The organism is Brevibacillus sp. FW301-21C12A (genome assembly GCF_058788915.1).
Map to the genome: position 1 here is coordinate 1 of NZ_JBYTBG010000030.1, position 19,961 is coordinate 19,961.

At 54.1% G+C, this 19,961-nt stretch carries 17 protein-coding genes and 1 rRNA gene; 1 reads left to right on the forward strand and 17 read right to left on the reverse strand.

All coding sequences use genetic code 11. From position 1 onward, the window contains the following. A 16S ribosomal RNA gene (locus tag AC3WQH_RS17440) occupies window positions 1-74 on the reverse strand; the annotation flags it as partial. 302 nt (window positions 75-376) lie between these two features. On the opposite strand from AC3WQH_RS17440, the gene AC3WQH_RS17445 reads away from it, so the two are divergent. Next, window positions 377-1,036, forward strand: coding sequence for an endonuclease/exonuclease/phosphatase family protein (locus AC3WQH_RS17445; protein ID WP_007777617.1), 660 nt, complete (start codon window positions 377-379; stop codon window positions 1,034-1,036). Here AC3WQH_RS17445 and AC3WQH_RS17450 read toward each other — a convergent pair. From AC3WQH_RS17450 to AC3WQH_RS17525, 16 genes are all read right to left on the reverse strand, one after another. After that, entirely contained in the window at window positions 1,011-2,495 is a 1,485-nt protein-coding gene (locus AC3WQH_RS17450) for an alkaline phosphatase family protein (RefSeq protein WP_007777614.1), read from the reverse strand. The two genes, AC3WQH_RS17445 and AC3WQH_RS17450, sit on opposite strands and share 26 nt — an antisense overlap. 254 nt (window positions 2,496-2,749) lie before the next feature. Further along, window positions 2,750-4,249, reverse strand: coding sequence for a S41 family peptidase (locus AC3WQH_RS17455; protein WP_005833027.1), 1,500 nt, complete (start codon window positions 4,247-4,249; stop codon window positions 2,750-2,752). Beyond that, complete coding sequence (locus AC3WQH_RS17460) at window positions 4,246-6,246, reverse strand: S-layer homology domain-containing protein (protein WP_005833029.1); 2,001 nt, start codon at window positions 6,244-6,246, stop codon at window positions 4,246-4,248. The genes AC3WQH_RS17455 and AC3WQH_RS17460 overlap by 4 nt, the downstream gene beginning before the upstream one ends. A 58-nt stretch (window positions 6,247-6,304) precedes the next feature. Then, window positions 6,305-7,420, reverse strand: a complete 1,116-nt coding sequence (locus AC3WQH_RS17465; protein ID WP_005833031.1) for a Nif3-like dinuclear metal center hexameric protein — start codon at window positions 7,418-7,420, stop codon at window positions 6,305-6,307. Further along, window positions 7,396-8,130, reverse strand: a complete 735-nt coding sequence (locus AC3WQH_RS17470) for a tRNA (adenine(22)-N(1))-methyltransferase (protein WP_035316720.1) — start codon at window positions 8,128-8,130, stop codon at window positions 7,396-7,398. Before AC3WQH_RS17470 ends, AC3WQH_RS17465 begins: the two co-directional genes overlap by 25 nt. A 141-nt stretch (window positions 8,131-8,271) precedes the next feature. Beyond that, window positions 8,272-9,411 (reverse strand): acyl-CoA dehydrogenase, encoded by a 1,140-nt coding sequence (locus AC3WQH_RS17475; protein ID WP_005833035.1) that lies wholly within the window; start codon window positions 9,409-9,411, stop codon window positions 8,272-8,274. A 139-nt stretch (window positions 9,412-9,550) separates the two neighbouring features. Next, the gene (locus AC3WQH_RS17480; RefSeq protein WP_005833036.1) at window positions 9,551-9,715 is read right to left on the reverse strand and encodes a hypothetical protein; all 165 of its coding nucleotides are present in this window, start codon (window positions 9,713-9,715) and stop codon (window positions 9,551-9,553) included. 68 nt (window positions 9,716-9,783) lie between these two features. Further along, a complete protein-coding gene (locus AC3WQH_RS17485; protein WP_005833038.1) occupies window positions 9,784-10,716 on the reverse strand; it encodes a hypothetical protein in 933 nt (310 codons plus the stop codon). Window positions 10,717-10,807: 91 nt separating this feature from the next. Beyond that, window positions 10,808-11,935: an RNA polymerase sigma factor RpoD gene (gene rpoD / locus AC3WQH_RS17490; protein WP_007777605.1), complete on the reverse strand. Its 1,128-nt coding sequence runs from the start codon at window positions 11,933-11,935 to the stop codon at window positions 10,808-10,810. A gap of 34 nt (window positions 11,936-11,969) precedes the next feature. After that, window positions 11,970-13,832 carry a DNA primase gene (dnaG, locus tag AC3WQH_RS17495; RefSeq protein ID WP_492332179.1) on the reverse strand — a complete coding sequence of 621 codons (1,863 nt, stop codon included), beginning with the start codon at window positions 13,830-13,832 and terminating at the stop codon, window positions 11,970-11,972. A gap of 201 nt (window positions 13,833-14,033) precedes the next feature. After that, window positions 14,034-14,870: a pyruvate, water dikinase regulatory protein gene (locus tag AC3WQH_RS17500; RefSeq protein ID WP_005833044.1), complete on the reverse strand. Its 837-nt coding sequence runs from the start codon at window positions 14,868-14,870 to the stop codon at window positions 14,034-14,036. 11 nt (window positions 14,871-14,881) lie between these two features. Further along, the gene (ccpN, locus tag AC3WQH_RS17505) at window positions 14,882-15,526 is read right to left on the reverse strand and encodes a transcriptional regulator CcpN (RefSeq protein WP_005833046.1); all 645 of its coding nucleotides are present in this window, start codon (window positions 15,524-15,526) and stop codon (window positions 14,882-14,884) included. Window positions 15,527-15,649: 123 nt separating this feature from the next. Next, complete coding sequence (gene glyS / locus AC3WQH_RS17510) at window positions 15,650-17,719, reverse strand: glycine--tRNA ligase subunit beta (protein WP_492332180.1); 2,070 nt, start codon at window positions 17,717-17,719, stop codon at window positions 15,650-15,652. After that, on the reverse strand, window positions 17,712-18,641 hold the full coding sequence (glyQ, locus tag AC3WQH_RS17515) for a glycine--tRNA ligase subunit alpha (RefSeq protein ID WP_005833048.1): 930 nt from the start codon (window positions 18,639-18,641) through the stop codon (window positions 17,712-17,714). Before glyQ ends, glyS begins: the two co-directional genes overlap by 8 nt. Window positions 18,642-18,929: 288 nt before the next feature. Then, window positions 18,930-19,703: a DNA repair protein RecO gene (recO, locus tag AC3WQH_RS17520; RefSeq protein ID WP_005833050.1), complete on the reverse strand. Its 774-nt coding sequence runs from the start codon at window positions 19,701-19,703 to the stop codon at window positions 18,930-18,932. Continuing rightward, window positions 19,694-19,849 (reverse strand): YqzL family protein, encoded by a 156-nt coding sequence (locus AC3WQH_RS17525; RefSeq protein ID WP_081414799.1) that lies wholly within the window; start codon window positions 19,847-19,849, stop codon window positions 19,694-19,696. The genes recO and AC3WQH_RS17525 overlap by 10 nt, the downstream gene beginning before the upstream one ends. Window positions 19,850-19,961: the final 112 nt, after the last annotated feature.

Here is a 19,961-nt window from a genome sequence, read left to right on the forward strand (position 1 = left end):
GGGACTCGCTCGACTTGCATGTATTAGGCACGCCGCCAGCGTTCGTCCTGAGCCAGGATCAAACTCTCCAATAAAGTAGAAAGTGAATCTGACATCAAGTAAAACACAAGCTTATTTTTCACAGATGATTCTATCCGGTTTTCAAGGTGCATCTTTTTCCATTTTCGCTTCAAGTAGAGGCGACGTTTTTTAATATAGCATAGGCTAAAATCAAATGCAACAGGAAATTATAAATAAGTTGATTAAAAAATGTTTTTCCTCTCTTCTTGAAAAAGGAGGGTTTTTCAATGTACCACAATCCCTCCGACTAGACCACTGGAAAGATCGTCCATACTAGAAAAAGAAAAGCCCAAGTCACACCGAAACGGGAGCCAGCATGCTGCGAGCAGTAAGTTACAACATTCACAGTGGCCGCGATCTCTGGTGGCGCAAACGTCTTGTCCAAATGGCTGACACACTGTCCTACTTGCAACCAGACATCGTAGGCTTGCAGGAAGTCCACCAAAACTCCAAATACGGCTATCAAGCGAGCTTTTTGGCAGAGCAATTGCAGTATCACCTCGCTTTTGCGCCATCAATCCCGCACGGCGACGGACACTACGGAAACGCGCTGCTCTCGAAATATCCGCTCGAAAACATCCAGACCGTCGCACTCCCTGCGAAGCGCGAGCAACGGACGCTGTTGCAGGCTGCTTTCCAGTGGAGCGGAAAAACCATCACCGCCTGGGTAACGCATTGCAGCTTGAATCAAACAAGCCGTACAGCGCAACTACAGTTCCTCTCCGAACTCCTTTCCCGCCATCAGGGCCCTGTTCTGCTCATGGGGGACTTCAACGCTGCCAACGTGTCCTTCGCCCCTGTCCTGCAAGACTGCGCTCTCGTCTGCGGACAGGAGAAGAAGCACACCCTCCCGGCCTTTCGCCGCCGTCTGGATTACGTGTTTGCCTCAAGCCATTGGGACATTCAGCAGTATGCCGTCTCTAACGTCACCTGGTCAGATCACGTGCCGATCATTGTGGATGCGCGCCTGAAATGACGCCCAGCTCGCGTAAAATAAAATCTTTGACGTCCACCAGCCGCGCCGGCAACGGAAACGATTGAGCCGCGCCCGCGATTACCAAAGGAATCAGCGAATCGCGTTTGTGCAAAGAACCGTGGCTTCCCCCTCCGAGATGGGTAGGTGCGCATTCTGACAAAAATTCGTACCCCGGCGCCGCAGTCAAAATGACAGCCGGACCTTGCTGCGCAAACGCCGCTCCGTACAGCCGGGAAAAAGCATCGGGGTACGTGTCAAAGGTCAGCGTCTCGCCATCGTACTGCACATCGAGCACGGACGGATCGCCAGCCATTCCCCACGAGCGTCCATAAGCGTCGGAATACTCCGCACCGCGCCAAAAACTCAGCTCCTGCTTTGAGCCCCCGCGGCGAACAATCATTTTCTCGCCATCCTTCCAGGCGATCAAGTCAATCCGTTTATCAACGCTGACCGCTTCGACAATCGCCGCCTGCTCTGTCCCGTTCACCGGATACAAAAAGGTCATCCGCTCATTGTTGCAAATGACTACCTCGACTTCGCTGGTCACTTCCTTCCCCAGCGCATGAATGGAAAACCCCTTCAGGAGAGCATCCAATGAAATATTGTGCTCTTCGCCTTCCCCGATTACCGTCTGGCCATGGTCCGAGATCAGGATGCAGACGTTTCGCTCCAGCATTTGCTCCCAGGAGGCGAAGCTGTCCAAAAAGCGCACGAGCTGCTTGTCTACATCGGCAAGGTGCTGGATAGCATTTTGCGGCGAAGCGTGGAGCTTGTGATCGTTTTCCGGGAGGTAGACCAAGGTAAAATGAGGTTGTTTGCCACTGCGAATGACTTCGATCAGGACGTCGATGGCGTACGTGTCGTTGATTCCGTAGCCTTCGAATACGGTCTGCGCCATATTCCACGTCACCGGACGGAATATGTCTGGCCGCACCAGCGTGCCTATGCTCATGATCGTCGGGCCGCTTACCGTCTCGCGAAGCTGAAAAGAGGTGATGGCGTCGAGCAGAGGCGGCATGTGCACCTTGTGCTGCTTATGGCCACGGTGGGCAATGACATTGATCGACCCCGACACGAGCTGGTGCTCTTCCAGCACCTCATGGATCGTCTTCACGTCTTTGCTAAGGTGGCGCTCGTTCAAGTCAAACAGCACGTTGGTTGCACATTGGGCAATGCCCAGCTTGCGCACCGGAACCGCGCCGTTAATGTAATTCACTATTTTTTTCTGCTCCGAATCGTACCAAACCAGTCCCGGAACTTTGTGCTGATCCGGGTACACGCCCGTTATCAGAGAGCAGTCGATCGAAGCCGTCATCGTCGGAAACACGGTCACGCAGTCCGGGATGTACTGGCTATGTTCCAGCAAAAAGCGCAAGCCCGGCGCTTTGTTTGCCGCAATGCAACGCTCCAGCACGTCCGGCATCATGGAGTCGATCAAAAAAAGAAGTACCTTTTTCATCGGTCTACCATCCTTCGTTCTTCATTAGTATCACCTGATAGTGTTCGGCTTCCAGCAGTCGACTATACTCCAAGCGAAAGAAAACTTCCCCCCTGGCTTTCCGCAAGCCCCGCTCGTATGCGAAAACGAAAGGCTTCGACCGTGTTTTTGGCGAAGCATCTTTGGAGGATAGCCCATGTCAAACAAAAAAGCCTCTGCCGGCACGTGGAATGGACAAATCCCACGGACAGCAGAGGCCTTCTCTTCTCTTTTCGTTAGGAAGTATAAGTCAGGACATGGAATCCATTTTTGCTTTGCACTTTCAAGGCAGAATGCTTATGCAAATAAGGCGAAAGCTCCACATACTCTTTTTCCCCGATCTCAGGATCTTTCAACAAGTGCGACAGGACAGCCGCCCTGATTTGCAATCCGTTGGTTCCTTGCTTGAAAAGCGGTTCCACGGTAGGAAACGGAATGCCGTTGATAACCGTATCGCCATCCTCATCGCTCAATTCCCACTGGCGAACATTCAGGGAGTGGAGAGCTTCGATCACTTGCGCCCCGTAATCCTCTACCAGTATGTCCGGCGTGAGTCCGATGTGATTGACGATCGTATGCTTGGGCGTGAAATACTCGTTCAGCGTCAGCTTCAACGCATCTCCCGCCGATAGCGGGATGACTTGCTGCGCGCTTCCTTTTCCGTACGTTTTAGTGCCGATCAGCTTGGCAATGCCGTGGTCGCGCAAGGCGCCAGACAAAAGCTCAGAGGCGGAGGCTGTTCCTCCATTCACCAAAATCCGCACCGGAACGTTGATATCCCGTCCGTTTCTCACCCATGTCTCCACTTCCACGCCATTGCGGTTCGTCGTGTACATGAGCAGGCCCTCTTCCATAAACAGGCTCGCGATGTCTCGCGCAGTCGCCAAATAGCCCCCGCCGTTGTCGCGCAAATCGAGCACAAGCCCGGTCAACGGTTTTGGTGAGCGAGCAAATTCCAGCAGCTTGTCGCGCATTTGCAAAGCGCCCTCGGAGCCAAATGTTTCGAGGCTGATGTAGCCAATGGACCCATCGGAAAAAAGCTGTCCTTCGGCTTCCGGAAGGGTCATCATCGCCCGTTTCAGCTTGACCTGAAGCTCGCGTTTTTCAGCGGGACGATAGACGGTCAGGACCGCTTCCGTTCCTTCCGCCCCTTTCAGGTAGGCGTACGACTCCTCGAAGCTTTTGCCCACAAGCGAAACCTCATTGACCTTTTGCAACTGGTCGCCGCGCTTGAGGACTGAGGCCGCAGCCGGGGAGCCGGGAACGATTTCGCGAATAATCAAATGATCGTTTTGCATCCGCAGACGAAAGCCGAACCCGACGAACTGATTCTCCACATCGGACTGGAACAGCCGCAGTTCGTCTGCTGTAAAAAAGACGCTGTGCGGATCATCGAGGGTCGAGAGCATGCCGTCGATCGCCCATACGTTCATCGAAGCCGCATCGAAGCCGCCTTTGCTTTGCCATTCCACAAGCCGCTGCTCCAGCTCGTCCCATGTGTCGTCCTCAGGAGAGACGGCAAGCTGCAGCTTTTTGCGTTCCTTTGCCTGCTCGCTGACCGCTTGCAGCGCGCCTTTTACCAACTGCGCCGCTTGCGGCTTGCTCAGATGACTTTCCATGACGTGATAAAACACTTCTTCTGTTTCCACGTACGGATTTTCTGCTGCCTGGACTGGCGCTTGCCATGCCGATACTGCCAACAGGGCAGCCGCTAGCCATTGACTAAACCGCTTCATGGAGTCACCCCTTTTCGCACTTCATCAGGAATTGATAGTTTCACGTTTGCGGCGTAATCGTACCGATCCGTACCGGAATACGCGACATATTCATCGCTGCTGTAAATCTCTTCATAGCGCCACGTATGCTTGACGACGCGATCGCTCGCCCGGTCAATGTAATACTTGTTCATGAACAGCGGCACGTGTTTGACTTTGCCGCGCTCAAGCATGAGCGAAGCGGATTTTTCTTCGAGAGCGGCACCGGGTATCCACTCCGTAATCACGTCAATCTCCCCGAACGACTGCTTGAAGTAGCGGGCATGCAAAGTTTTGGCACGTTCCGCTACCGGAAGGGCACTGACCCATTCATGCAAAAAGTCGAGCTTGTCCGTCTTGTGCTGCTCCCATTTTTGCGATTCGGAGTCGTAGGAGTATTGGATATGTTTGCGACCGTCTGTATAGGTAGACAGCTTGTCGGACACGAGCTTTTGCGGCGATTGGTAAAATCCGTTGAGCTTGCTGATCTGGCTGCGCTGGTCGATCTCCTGCGTGTACTTGAAGGTGAACCCGCTGAGCACAGCTTCGCCCTTGACCTGATAGGACTCCGTGCTGTCCAGGCGGCGCAGCGAATAGCCGAGGTCGCTCACAATCGCCGTTTGCTCCTGCAAGGAAGCCAGCTCCTGCTGCAAAAGCTTGCCGAGCTGCACCATCCGGGTGTCTGCGGGGTTCGGCTTGACCGTTGCCAGCAGCGCTGCCGCTTCTTCCAGCCGTCCATCCTGATGCAAATAGTAGCAGGCGTTGAGCAGTGCTTCCGGATTGGCGGCGGCAAACTGCTTGTAGCGGCTCAGCGCTTTTTCCGTCTGTCCGCTCCTGATTTCCAGAGCCCCCAGGTAGATGGCAAGCGCCTCCCATTCTTTTGAATCCGGTTTGACTTTTGCTTCATACGTGCTCAAACGGTCCAGCACCTTGGCGAATTGCTGCGGGTCGTTTGCCCCGAGCTGCAGCGCCAGGTCATATACATTGGCGCTCAACAGCCGTAGCGTATCCGGCGCGATGACCTTGTCGGCGAAATAAGCGTCGATAGCACTCATCGCTTCATCGAGGTTGGCGGAAATCTCCGTCTCCGGGTCCCAGCTCAAATAAAAATGCAGCCCGATCCGGTTGTCAAACGAGGTCCCCAACAGCTTGCGCAGCACCTGAAACGTCTGATCCGTGTCTTCGTGGTTGCGAATCGCGTCCACGGCCTCCACGTACGCCTTTTCCTCTGTTGTTGACCAAATCGTATACGTTGCAAAATAAGGGAAAAGCTCCTCAATCTCCGGAACCATCGGAAACTTTTGACCATCGTAGTCCAACAGCGGCAGGATCGTGTCCTGCACCAAATACGTAATCATGCGATCGGCTGCTGCCGCCGCCTCGCCCCGCTTCAGCTTGTCTGAGCGTTCGCCTTCCAGCCAGCCCCAAGCCTTGACTTCTTCCCACGCTTTTGCGCTGTCCGGCGACATCGTGAACATTTGCATGAGCTTTGCCGCTTCTTCGCGGGTGATCGGCTGGTTCGGGTTCATCGCCTCGCCGGGAAATACTTCCTGGATGGCATTCGGGCCGTACAGCCTGTCCAAAATGACTGACACGCGCAACGTCGGGTTGTACATCCACGTCAGCCGATCGACGTCTTTATAAGGAAGGTACGGCTCATCGAACCCTTCTCCTTTTGACCATTCGGCATGTTCGGATAAAAACGTCAGCGGATACAACTGATACTGCCCGCCGTTGTACAAGCGATCCATCAAGGCCACAAATTCGGCGCGGGTCATCTCCCGATTCGGGTAAAACATCGGCGCATCCGCACCCGCTGCAAACAGCCCTGCCTGTACACCGCGAATAATGGATGCTTTCGCCCAATGCGTGCCAATGTCTTTGTAAGGCAGAAAGCCCCCAGCCGCTGAAGCGACGCCGGGGGTGAGCAGAGCAGCGACAAGCAGTCCGCTAGATAGCGTTCGAATTAGTTTTTGCACACAAAATCCTCCTACACTTCAACTGGACGGCAACCGTTCTTTTTTGCCGACATGTTCCTTACACAAATTGAAACGGATCCGTGTGCACAGCAGAGGCGATGACTTCGGTTTCGTAGCCGTTTGCTTTCAACTGCTCCAGCAAGTATTCCGCCAGTTTTTGTTTCATGATCTTTTCGATATTGTGGCCCGCGTCAATGATGGAAAGCCCGTCGGCCTGCGCATCGTGTGCAGTATGGTAGCCGATGTCTCCCGTCAGGAACACATCTGCGCCTTTGAAAATCGCCTTGGAAGCGAACGAGCTGCCATCTCCGCCGACGACCGCTACTTTTTTGACCGTGGCATCCAGATCGCCTACCACGCGAAGCCCTTGCAGCGAAAAGCGCTCCTTGACCAGCTCAGCCATTTCCCGCAGCGTCATGGGAGCAGGCAAGTAGCCAATGCGCCCGATTCCGTAAGCCTGGCCGGACTGTTCCAGGCTGATGATATCGTAGGCAACTTCTTCGTACGGATGAGCCGCGAGCATCGCTTTCAGCACCGCCGTTTGCTTGGAAGCCGGAATCACCATTTCGATGCGAACTTCCTCGACCGTCTCCAGCTTGCCTTGCGAACCGATATGCGGGTTGGTGCCTGCGCCCGGCAAAAAGGTTCCGGTTCCCTCCACCTGGAAGGAGCAGTGACTGTAGTTGCCGACATGCCCGGCACCCGCCTCAGACATGGCCTGGAAAACAGCGTCCTTGTGCGTGGCCGGTACGAAGACGACGAGCTTTTTCCACGCTTCTCGCTGCAGCACATCCAGCACGTCCACATCGACCAGCCCGATCGCTTCTGCCAGCCAGTCGTTCATGCCGCCCACCGCGACATCCAGATTCGTATGTGCCGTATAGACGGCAATGTCGTGCTTTATCAGCTTTTCAAAAACCCGTCCTGCTGCCAGATCGGTCCGCAAATGCTTGAGCGGGCGATAAATGACGGCGTGGTGTGCGACGATCAGGTCGACGCCTTCGGCAATCGCCTCGTCGACCACCGGTTCGAGCACGTCGAGTGCGACCATCACTTTTTTCACTTTCTTTTGCAGCGTCCCGACATGAAGGCCGATTTTGTCGCCTTCCATCGCCAAAGCCTTTGGCGCCAAACGCTCTACGTGCTGGATTACGGTTTGTCCGTGCGCAAGCATGCTATCACCTCATTGATCCATTTCACTTCTCGTTCGATTTCCGCAATTCGCTGGGCAACTTCCGGCTTGTCCGAGCGCTGCAACTGGAGCAGGACCTTTTGCCATTTTTCAGCTTCGCTACTCCATTTTTCCAGGAGAATTTCTGATTTTTCTTCCCAGAGGAACGGACCGATCCTCAGGAGATCTTCTTGCGGACGATCTTTGTTTTCATAAGGAACAGTGGGAACGCCTCGTTCGGCCACCAAAATTTCGTAAATAATGCCGTCTTCCTTCAAAATGGTTTCGGCTACGAGCTGCCAGCCCTGATTCAACAGCCAGCGGCGCACCGCCTCTTCCCCGACATTCGGTTGCAGGATCAGGCGCTGTACGCCTTCCAGCTTGGACAGTCCCGCCTCCAAAATGGAGACGATCAACTGTCCGCCCATTCCGGCGATGCAGACGACGTCGGCTTCGCCCGGTTCCAGCACGGCCAGTCCGTTTCCTTTTCTGACGGACGCGCGGTCTTTCACCTGCAAAGTATGTATTTGCTTTTTCGCTGCCTGAAAAGGTCCTTCGTTCAGCTCGCCGGCAATGACGAAAGAGGCGATTCCTTTCACAAGCAAATAAGAAGCCAACAACGCATGATCCGACCCGATGTCGGCGACGCGGGCTCCTTCTGGACAGTAGCGGGCAATCGTTTGCAGCCGCTTGGAAATCGTTAATGATGTCATCTTTGTTTTCACCTTCCGTTGCCTCTATTCTACCCTATTTGGCAGCAATTGCGAAATGCAAATTACGTGACAACGCCCGCGCAAAGAACGACAAAATCCCCGCTGATCTGGCAGCGAGGATTCCAAATGTTCCAAAATTTGTTAGCAGCCGATTTCCCTGGCGATGACATTGCGCAAAATTTCCGAGGTGCCCTCGCCGATTTCCAAAAGACGCGCATCGCGGAAAAAGCGTTCCACCTGGTATTCGCGCATGTAGCCGTATCCGCCGTGGATTTGAATGGCCTGGTGGGTAGCGGACATGGCGACTTCCGAAGCGTACAGCTTCGCCATCGCGGCTTCTTTCGTAAATTTGCGCCCGTGGTCTTTGAGCCAGGCTGCCTTGTACACCATCGTCCGAGCCAGATCAATCTGCATGGCCATGTCAGCCAGCTTGTGCTGAATCGCCTGGAACTGACTCAAGGAATTGCCGAAAGCCGTGCGCTGCTTGGCGTATTGCAAGGCCTTGTCGTAAGCGGCCTGTGCGATTCCGACCGCCATCGCCCCGATGCCGATGCGCCCGCCATCGAGCGTAATGAGAAACTGCTTGAAGCCTTCGCCGCGTTTTCCGAGCATGTTTTCTTCCGGCACCCGGACATTTTCCAGCACCAGCTCTGTCGTATTGGAGCTGTGCAAGCCGAGCTTTTCGTAATTGGCCAGCACGGTAAAGCCCGGCGCATCGGTCGGGACGATAAAGGCGGAGATCCCTCTCGATCCTTTGTCTTTGTCCGTCACGGCGGTCAGGGCCAGAAACGACGCGTAAGAAGCGTTCGTAATAAAACATTTGGAGCCGTTGATGAGCCACTCCGAATCGGACAAGACGGCTGTCGTCTTCGTCCCGCCTGCATCCGAGCCGGCGTTTGGCTCCGTCAGGCCGAATGCCCCAAAGCTTTCACCGGAACAGATTTTGCTCAAATATTTTCGCTTTTGCTCTTCCGTGCCAAAAAGGTGCAGCGGAGCGCCGCCGAGCGAAATGTGCGCCGAATACGTAATGCCCGTCGAGCCGCAAGCACGGCTAAGCTCCTCGACAACGATGGCGAAGCTCGTGGAGTCAGATCCGCCGCCGCCGTACTCTTCCGGAAACGGCAAGCCCATCAGGTTCAGTTCGCTCATCTGCTTGAATATTTCGACAGGAAATTGCTTGGTGCGGTCACGTTCATCTGCGCCAGGTGCCACGACTTCATCGGCAAACTCCCGCATCATTTTTTTGAGCATTTGCTGCTCTACCGTCAGATCAAAATTCATCTTTTGCTACCCCCTTGAAAACGCTTTAGTAGTGAATGGGCAAGACTTGTACCGTTATGACTGAGCGTTTGTTCAGAATACTCCTTCCATTATACACCATGAAAGGCTTGTTTGTGTGATTTCCGCAAAAAAAACACGCCTAACGTTGGCGTGCTCCCACGAGGATCGCTCCCAAAAAGGCCAGAGCGCCCAGTATGTACCCGATGCTGTATGTTTTGACTCCCATAAGCTGTGCAGCCGTCTCTCCACCCAAAAAGACGACAGCCAGCAAGATTCCGATCAATACTTTCCACTTGCTCTCCATTTCCCTCACCTCTTTTTCTCTCTCCCCTCATTGTAGCAAATCGGACAGGCGAAAAAAATGGGGCTGCCTTACAGTCTGAGCCATGTGTACCAGTAGCCGCGCGTAAAGAAAAACAGCGCCGAGGCTAAAAACACCTTGATGAACAGCAGCAACTGGATCATGTCTCTTTTCGCTTCGGCAATATACAGCGCCTGAATCTCCGCGCCAAAAAAGGAGATGAGCCCGCACACTGCGAAAACCCCTGCCCACTTCGGGTTGCCGTTGTTCATTAAAAAGCCGAGTCCCGTCAAAAGGCAAGCGAGAGGCACCCAGTACAGCTCCGATTTCCACCACGTGTAGTCCTCCCCTACTCGCTGCACAGTCGCAAATCCGTACAGGAGCGCCAGGCCGAGCATCCCGCAATAAAGCAAGTAGGCGTAGCCAAACAGGAAAGCACTTACGCACAATAGCACGCAAATGAAGCCCAAATACAAGAGGACCAGCGGCATGGAACCGTTCAGCTTTTGAATGCAATATATTCCACCCGCAATTAACAGAATAAAGGAAATCATGAGAAACAAATGCGTCAATGGCGGGGCTTGGCGGCGAAAGCCGAGTCCTAGAATATAGAAAATGAGAGCGAAACAGGCAAAGATGGCAATTTGCATTGGGGTCGTAAAACGGTTAAAATGAAAAGCAAGTAAGATCAAACCAGCAATAACAAAGGCGCCAAGGAGCCAGGTCATCACCATTTTTCCCGTAATCGGAGCTACTTGTCTGGTTGCGTAGGCATAAGCGGTGGATGGTGACGAGTTGCCTGTCGCAACCCCTGCTCCCGTTCCCAACGTCGCATCCGTTCTCTTCTTTTCTCCCCTGCCCGCGGATGCCGTAGAACTCGTACTCGGCCGATCCCCTTCTGTGTACAGGTTTAACAGGAAAATGCAGTAATGTTCAGGCAGCAGGTGATTGCGCCGCCAGTTTTCAATTTCGGCTATGATGGTTCGCTTGCGCTGGTCGTCCAACGCGGCCCCTCCTTACTCGTGAAAGAAAATGATGGTGGAAAACGAAAAGCCTACGTCGGCTAAAACGTAGGCCTCATACTCCTTATATCGGCTATTCCAGGAAATCTTTTAAGCGTTTGCTTCGGCTTGGATGACGAAGTTTTCGCAGCGCTTTTGCTTCGATCTGACGAATGCGCTCGCGCGTTACGCCGAACACTTTGCCAACTTCTTCCAACGTGCGCGTGCGACCGTCGTCGAGGCCAAAACGCAGGCGAAGAACGTTTTCTTCCCGATCAGTCAAGGTGTCCAGAACGTCTTCGAGCTGCTCTTTCAACAGCTCATACGCCGCTGCATCCGAAGGCTCCAGCGCGTCCTGGTCCTCGATGAAATCGCCCAAGTGAGAGTCGTCTTCTTCCCCGATTGGCGTCTCCAAAGAAACAGGCTCTTGAGCAATCTTCATGATTTCTCGAACCTTTTCCGGGGTCAAATCCATTTTTTCCGCGATTTCCTCTGGCATCGGCTCGCGTCCTAGCTCCTGGAGAAGCTGCCTGGAAACGCGTATCAGCTTGTTGATCGTTTCCACCATATGCACCGGAATCCGAATGGTCCGCGCCTGGTCCGCAATTGCACGGGTAATGGCCTGGCGAATCCACCATGTCGCGTACGTACTGAACTTGTAGCCTTTGCGGTAGTCAAACTTTTCCACCGCTTTAATCAGACCCATGTTCCCTTCTTGAATCAGGTCGAGGAACAGCATGCCGCGGCCTACATAGCGCTTGGCAATCGAAACAACCAGTCGCAGGTTGGCCTCAGCCAGTCTTCTTTTCGCTTCCTCGTCACCCTGTTCAATGCGCTGCGCCAATTTAATCTCCTCTTCAGCGGAGAGCAGAGGAACACGACCAATTTCTTTCAAGTACATCCGTACAGGGTCATTGATCTTAATTCCAGGCGGAACGGAGAGATCGTCAAAGTCGAATTCTTCGTTGTCCTCGTCCTTCATAATCATTTCGTCGACTTCATCGTCGTCGTCGTTCTCGTTGTTGTTGATCTCGATACCTTGATCGCCCAGGTATTCGAAAAACTCATCCATCTGATCCGAATCCTGCTCGAAACCTGCCAGGCGATCCGTAATTTCCTTGTACGACAAAACGCCGCGTTTCTTGCCTAATTCGACCAACTGCTCCTTCACTTGTTCGATGGACATTGCTTCCATGTCAGAAGTGATATTTTGCTTGTTCATCTACTTTCCCTCCTTCCCCGGGAATGATCTGAAGCTACCCTTCTTTTAAAGCATTTTCCAATTCAAGAATCTTCATCCCTGTTAAGGCAGCTTGAATTTCCAGTTGTTTGCGCGCATCCTCGCTGTCCGCTGCGGCCGCTTGGAGGTGTAAGCTCCGCTGCTCTTCGCGCAATCGTTCCAACTCGGCACGCTTCGGGTAGTTATTCACTTGTTTGATGTAGTCACCGATCTCTAAATCAGATACGTCTTCCTTGCACTCCATCATGGCCAATCCCGAGGCTAATTGCTTTAACAAATCGTCTTGCACGTAATGTATGAACCCTCCAGGGTCTTCCGGGTTTCCCTCTGCGTAGTAGGCGTACAGGTAGGCAGCCAGCGCGTCGTGTTCGTCCACTTGAAAGTGGGCGCTGCATTCCTCCTGGACGCGGGCGGCTATTTCTTGATTCCGCATCATGTAGTACAGCAGCATGCGCTCAGCCGTATGGTAAGCGGGCGGCAGTGTTTTCGCGAGCGTAACTTTGCCATTATTTATACTATTATTCCATGCTAGCGACACTTTATCCCTTTGCCGTTCACTTTTTTGCTGTTTGTAAACGCGCTTGGCCTCCCACTTGAGATCGCTGAGCGTCAGGGAGTATTCATCCGCCAATTGCCGCAAATACATATCCCGTTCGACCGGGCTTTCCAGCTCGTTGATGATTTCAACGGCCTTGGCAATCAAGCGGGCCTTGTCCGTCTCATCATTTATTACGATCTGGCTGCGTAAATGTTTCAAGCGAAAAGCCGTAACCGGCATCGCCTGCAGCAAAACCTGCTGAGAAAAGGCTTCAGCTCCGTACTGGCGGATGTAATCATCGGGGTCGACTCCCTGCGGCAAAGGAGCTACCCGAACGATGAGACCAGCCTGCTGCAGTATGTGGATCGCCTTGCTTGTCGCCTCCTGACCGGCAGCGTCTCCGTCATAGCAAAGCACAACCGAATCGACATTGCGCCGAATCATTCTGGCCTGCTGCTCCGTCAGGGCGGTGCCCAGCGTGGCGATTCCTTGGGGAAAACCCGCCTGCCATGCCGAGATGACATCGACATATCCTTCAAACAACAGTGCCTGCTTCCTCTTTCTAATATATGGACGGGCACGGTGAAGGTTGAACAGGGTAGCGCTTTTGTTAAACAAAAGGCTTTCCGGGCTGTTTAAATACTTGGGTTGAGACTTCGGCTTTGAGCCGTCCAACAGGCGGCCGCCGAATCCGATGACATTTCCCTGGGTGTCGTGGATGGGGAACATGATCCGTCCCCGAAAGCGATCGAATACTTTTCCTCCATCGCTTTTCGCCAAGAGTCCGGCCTCCACCATCAACTCCTGGGAAAACTCCCGCTTTTTTAAAAACTGCGTCACAAAATCCCAGGAATCGGGCGCAAAGCCGATCTGAAACTCGGCAATCGTCTGCATAGACACTCCGCGCCGTTCGAGGTACTTCATCGCCTCCACGCCATATGGCGTCTCCGTCAGCACGTAGTGGTACAGCTTTGACACAAGCTGATGCGCTTCCTGCATGGCTTGCTTGGCGCGTTTTTCAGGAGATTCCTCTACTTGCTGTGTCTTGGGCATCTCGATCCCGGCACGCTCCGCCAATTTGTGCAGTGCCTCTGGGAACGTCAGTTGCTCCAGTTTCATTAAAAAGGAAAAGACATCCCCACCTGCCCCGCAGCCAAAGCAATGGAAAAACTGTCGCTCTGCATTCACATTGAAGGAAGGGCTCTTTTCAGAGTGAAACGGACATAGACCGAGAAAGGCACGACCGCTTTTTCTCAGTTGAACGTACTCTCCTACAACGTCTACGATGTCGACAGCGGCACGCACTTGATTCACAAATTCATCTGAAGTGGGACCTGTCATGTCTTTCCACCTTTTTAGGAGAATCGCACGATGAGATTATTTAGTTCGTCAAAATTCGTCAAATTCCTTCTTTGTCTCGAACTTCTTTTCTTCTTTTCTACTTTTCCACATTTCCGCAAGCAATAAACGCTGTTGCGCTCCATGTATGAAAAGCTTTCGCTACTCGTTTTCTACAAAAGTCGCCAAATTCCTTCTTTTGGCCTATTTCCTTTCGTTGCGGAGGTTGTTTTTGCGAATCATCTCCAAAATGATGTTGGCCGTTTCCTCCACAGCCTTGTTCGACACGTCGATCACCTTACAGCCCAGACGGTCGATAATCCGCTTGGAGTAGGCCAGCTCTTCCGCAATCCGGTCGAGATTGGCGTAGTTGGCTTGCGCCGTCAATCCGAGCGCTTTCAGTCGCTCGGTGCGGATGCCGTTCAACTGCTCCGGATTAATGGTCAACCCGACACACCGTTCTGGCGGGAGCTGGAACAGCTCTTCCGGCGGCTCCACCTCCGGAACGAGGGGAACATTCGCCACTTTCAGGCGCTTGTTCGCCAAGTACATGGAGAGCGGTGTCTTGGAGGTGCGCGATACCCCGATCAAAACGACGTCCGCGCGCAAAAGCCCGCGCGGGTCGCGGCCGTCGTCGTATTTGACGGCGAACTCGATCGCGTCCACCTTGCGGAAGTACTCCTCGTCCAGTCGACGCACAAGCCCTGGCTTGCCTGTCGGCGGCTCCTTGAGCATGCCCTGTAGCGTGTGCATGAGCGGGCCCATCACATCAATCGCAGGAATGCCGTGCAGGGCCGCTTGCTGGGTAATGTACGCGTTCAGCTCCGGGATTACCAGAGTAAAGACGATCATCGCTTTCGATTCCTTGGCGGAAGCGATGATTTCGTCGATGGATTCCTTGTCTTCTATGTAGGGATACTTTTGCACATCAAACAAAAAACGGTCAAATTGGCTGGCTCCAGCGCGAACGACCAGCTCGGCCGTTTCGCCGATGGAGTCTGAGACCACGTAGATGAGCTGTCCTTGTTGGTTACCTTGCATCCATTCTCCTCCTACACTTTCGGCTCGCTGCCCAGTTCTACAAATGCTTTGGCGATCGTCGTCTTCGTAACCCGTCCCATCAACTCCATCTGCTTCGGATCTTCGTCACTGGGTCGCACGACAGGCAAGGAATCGATCTGGAAATCAATCAGCTTTTTCGCTGCCGCGTACAAGGTTTCCTCTGGCCCGCAGGTGATGATGTTCGGCATCCGCGACATGATGATGCTGACTGGCACATCCTCCAGCGTCTTGTTGCCGAGGGAAGCGCGCAAAAGGTCCTTGCGTGAGATGACGCCAGCTAAATACCCTTTTTGGTTGACAACGAACAACGTCCCGACATCCTCCAGAAAGAGGGTCACGATGGCATCGTAAGCGGAGGCGGACTCGGAAACTACGATTGGCACTGCCTTGTAGTCATTGACAATAAGCTTGTGAAGCCGTTCACTAATGACGGAGCTTGCAGGTCGGCCGGCATAAAAATACCCGACCCGAGGTCTGGCTTCTAAATATCCTGACATCGTGAGGATGGAAAGATCAGGGCGCAACGTAGCGCGAGTCAGATTGAGACGCTCCGCGATATGCTCCCCTGTAATCGGTCCGTCATCCTTCACTATCTGTAAGATCTGCTCTTGACGCTTGGTAAGCTCGATGACCAATCACCCCGGTTCTGTCTTTACCTCTTCCTAGTATTACTCTATTCGACCGGATATTCCTTCTTTCGCGCGGAAAAAAGGTGCCCCCGTCTCATTTTAAGACGGAGGCACCAGCCTATTTGTTTTTTACGCAAACACAATTTTTGCAAAGTCGGCGTAGCCGTTCAAAAGACGGGAGATGCGAAGCAGCAAGCCCAGGCGATTGGCGCGAACCGCCTGATCTTCCGCCATGACCATCACCTTGTCGAAAAAGCCTTGAATCGGCTCGCGCAGCGTGGAGAGCGTCGCCAAAATTTTCTCCTGATCGGCGAGTCCCTGCACTTCGCTTTCGACGGACTGGTAAGACTGATACAGGTTGCGCTCGGCTTCTTCGGCAAACAGCGCTTCGTCCACGCTGTCCGCTTCCGCTTTTTGCGCCAGGTTGTTCACCCGGTTAAACTGCTCGACGATCAGCTTGAAGTCTTCGGCCGAGACAGTCGCCATCAATGCCTTCGCTTTTGCCAGCACTTCAGGCACCCGCGTCAAATCTGCGCTCAGCACGGCATCCACCACATCGTAGCGGACTCCGTTTTCCTGCAGGACGTTTTTCAGGCGCAGAGCGAAGAAGTCGACCAAGTCCTTTTTCACTTCTTCCACGGTACGTTTGCTTACGCCCTGTGCCGCATAGCCTTCCAGCGCCGCATCCCACAGTTCGTCCAAAGACAGTTGCCAGTTGCGTTCCAGCAAAATGGCGACGATTCCCGCCGCCATCCGGCGCAGGCCGTACGGGTCTTGGGAGCCTGTCGGCACGATGCCGATGGAGAAGCAGCCGACGATCGTGTCGAGCTTGTCAGCCATGCTCGCGATCGCGCCTTGGGCAGAGGCAGGCATGAGGTCCCCGGCAAAGCGCGGCAAGTAGTGCTCGAACACGCCGCGCGCCACGAGGTCGGACTCGCCTGCCTTGCGGGCGTAATCTTCACCCATGATGCCTTGCAGCTCAGGAAACTCGCCGACCATGTTCGTCACGAGGTCAAACTTGGCGATTTCGGCGATGCGGTCTACTTGCTTGGCTTCTTCGGCAGTGACGCCGAGCTTGCTTGCGATCAGCCCTGCCGTTTTGCGAACGCGGCGCACCTTGTCGCCGATCGTTCCCAGCTCTTCATGGAACACGATCGTCTCCAGGCGCTTCAGGCAGCTTTCGATGGACAGCTTCTGGTCCTCTACATAGAAGAAGCGGGCGTCAGAGAGACGGGCACGCAACACTTTTTCGTTTCCTTTTGCGACGTTCTCCAGCGCGCGGCTGTCGCCGTTGCGCACGGTGACAAAGTGGTTGAGCAGTTGGCCCCGTGCGTTTTCCACCGGGAAGTAGCGCTGATGCTCGCGCATGGAGGTGACCAGTACCTCGCGCGGAATCGTCAAAAACTGTTCTTCAAACGTGCCGTAGAGTACGGTCGGATACTCCACGAGGTGCACGACTTCATCGAGCAGCCCCTCATCCATCGGAATCGTCCAGCCATGCTCCTGCTCCAAACGGCGGATTTGCTCCACGATCAACGCCCGGCGCTCTTCCGGATTGACAATGACGTGCTGCTCGGCCAGCTTGCTCACGTACTCGCCCGGGTTGTTCAACGTCACTTCTGTGCCCAGGAAGCGATGGCCGCGGGAGATGCGACTGCTTTTGACGCCTGCGATTTCCAGGTCAATCAGCTCTTCGCCAAACAGGGCAACGAGCCAGCGAATCGGACGAACGTATTTCAAATCTCTTGCGCCCCAGCGCATGTTTTTCGGGAAGCTCATGCCCGCGATCACATCGGCGAGCTGCGGCAAAATTTCCGTCGTCGCCTTGCCTGCCTCCGCTTTTCTCGCATGTACATACTCCACGCCGTTTACTTCCTTGAAGTACAGGTCGTTCGGGTCGACGTTGTTGCTGCGCGCAAAGCCGAGCGCTGCCTTGGTCCAGTTGCCCGCTTCGTCCTGGGCGATTTTTTTGGCCGGACCTTTCGCTTCATCGTTGCGATCCGGCTGCTTTTCCGCAAGGCCGTGGATCAGCAAGGCAAAGCGGCGCGGCGTTTCCAGCGCCGTAATCTGGTCAAATGGCACGCGTTCTGCCGTCAGCCATTTTTCCACTTTTTCCTTGAATTGCGATGCTGCCAGTGCCACAAACCGCGCTGGCATTTCTTCCAGACCAACTTCTACGAGCAAATCGCGTTTACTCATTTGTATCCTCTCCCTTCACCTGTGCCGTCTGTTCCTCTTGTCCGCCTGCTTTTTTCAGCAGCGGGAAGCCGAGACGCTCGCGCTCCGCGTAGTACGTTTGCGCTACTTCACGCGACAGATTGCGGACGCGGGCGATATAGCCTGTACGCTCGGTCACGCTGATCGCGCCGCGGGCGTCCAACAGATTGAACGTGTGCGAGCATTTCAGCACATAGTCGTACGCCGGGTAGACGAGACGCTCCTTCATCAGTCGTTTTGCCTCTGCTTCGTACGTGTTGTAGAGGGTAAACAGCATGTCTGTGTCAGACAGCTCGAACGTGTATTTGGAGTGTTCGTACTCCGGCTGCAGGAACACGTCTCCATACGTGAAGCCGTTGCACCATTCCAGGTCGAACACGTTTTCTTTTTCCTGAATGTAGGAAGCCAGCCGCTCCAAGCCGTACGTCAGCTCGACCGCTACCGGCTTGCACTCCAGGCCGCCCACTTGCTGGAAGTAGGTGAACTGGGTGATTTCCATGCCGTCCAGCCAAACTTCCCAGCCGAGCCCCCACGCGCCCAGACCCGGGTGCTCCCAGTTGTCCTCCACGAAGCGGATGTCGTGCTCCAGCGGCTCGATGCCGAGCTCACGCAGACTTTCCAGATACAGCTCCTGGATGTTGTCCGGCGACGGCTTCATGATGACCTGGAACTGGTGGTGCTGGTACAGGCGGTTCGGGTTTTCGCCGTAGCGGCCATCCGCCGGGCGACGGGAAGGCTCCACATAAGCGACATTCCACGGCTCAGGGCCGATGGAGCGCAAAAATGTCATCGGGTTGAGTGTCCCCGCCCCTTTTTCCACGTCGTACGGCTGCACGATCAGGCAATTTTGCTTCGCCCAAAAGTTTTGCAGCGTCAAAATGATGTCTTGAAATGTCATTTTCATGCTTTTTCCTCCTCCAAAAATAAAAACCTCCCGCCGCTACACTGTCGAAACACAACAGTGTAGGGACGAGAGGATTCTCGCGGTTCCACCCTACTTGGCGAAAAAGTTCTTCGCCCACCTTGTCAAGATCAAATTGCTCCGGAACGCCCTTCATCAGCATGGTGACCGGGCTTGCACCGTCCCCGGTTCGCTACTGGCACACAGTGGCCGACTACTCTTTTCCTTCATGGCAACATTTCGATATGTAAGTTTGCTACCTATCATAACGAAAAGAAAATCGGATGTCAATCAGTCACTGTCCGGCTGCGCCATCCTTTCCATTCGCTCAAGCTGTTCCAGAAAGGCGCGACTTTTCAGCCGCAGATCGAGGTGCTCATCCATGAAGCTGCGGATGACATGCTTGAGCTGGCTGCGCGTCGCCGGCTTCACCTCGATATCGCCGAGCCGCTCCAAATCAAAGACCTGGAACAGCCGCAAAAGCTTCCAGGTAGAGGGCGTAACCGCCAAAGCATACGGATCAAAAGGCTGACAGGACGGACACAACAGTCCCCCCTGCGACACGCTGATCGCGTACGGCTCCCGCTGCTGTCCGCAGTTCGCGCAAGCTGACAACTGCGGGGAGATTCCGGCCACGCTCAACATCTTCATCTCGAAAATGCGGCAAAGAATTTCCGGGTCCACCCCTTCATCCAAGTAGCGAAACGTCTGAAGGAGCAACTGGAACAAAAAAGGATTCGGCTCCCTCTCGTGTGTCAATCGATCCAAAAGCTCCGCTATGTAAGCGGCATAAGCCGTCGCCGTGAGGCCCTGCCGCATATCCCGAAACGAATCCAGTATGTCCCCCTGTGACAAATCAGGCATTCCTGCTCCGGGTCCTGCTTTGCACAGAAAGTAGCCGTGCGAAAACAACTGGGAGACGGCGGCAAGACGGCTCTTGGTCTTTTTTGCACCGCGCGCCATCACGCCAAGCTTGCCGTTCTCCCGGGTAAACAACGTCACCACTTTGCTGGACTCGCCGTAGTCCACGCTGCGAATGACAATCCCTTCCCACTTTACAAGCATGCCTGCGAGTCACCCAATTCTTCCTGGGCGAGATCAAGCAGCGCGTCTTCCGAGGAGCCGTCTGCCTGATGGTGATCGCGGTAGAGAAGGTAAGCATGGATGTCACCGGTTGAAGCGAAAACTCTCCAAGAAAAGTCACGAAGCATGGAGCATCATCCTTTCCTGTATCGGGTCTCTCCACTTCCTTCTTAGAATCACCTGCGCCCGTTATTCTATGCCTTGGAAAAATTAACACGAATGAAAACGAAGGACACTGAC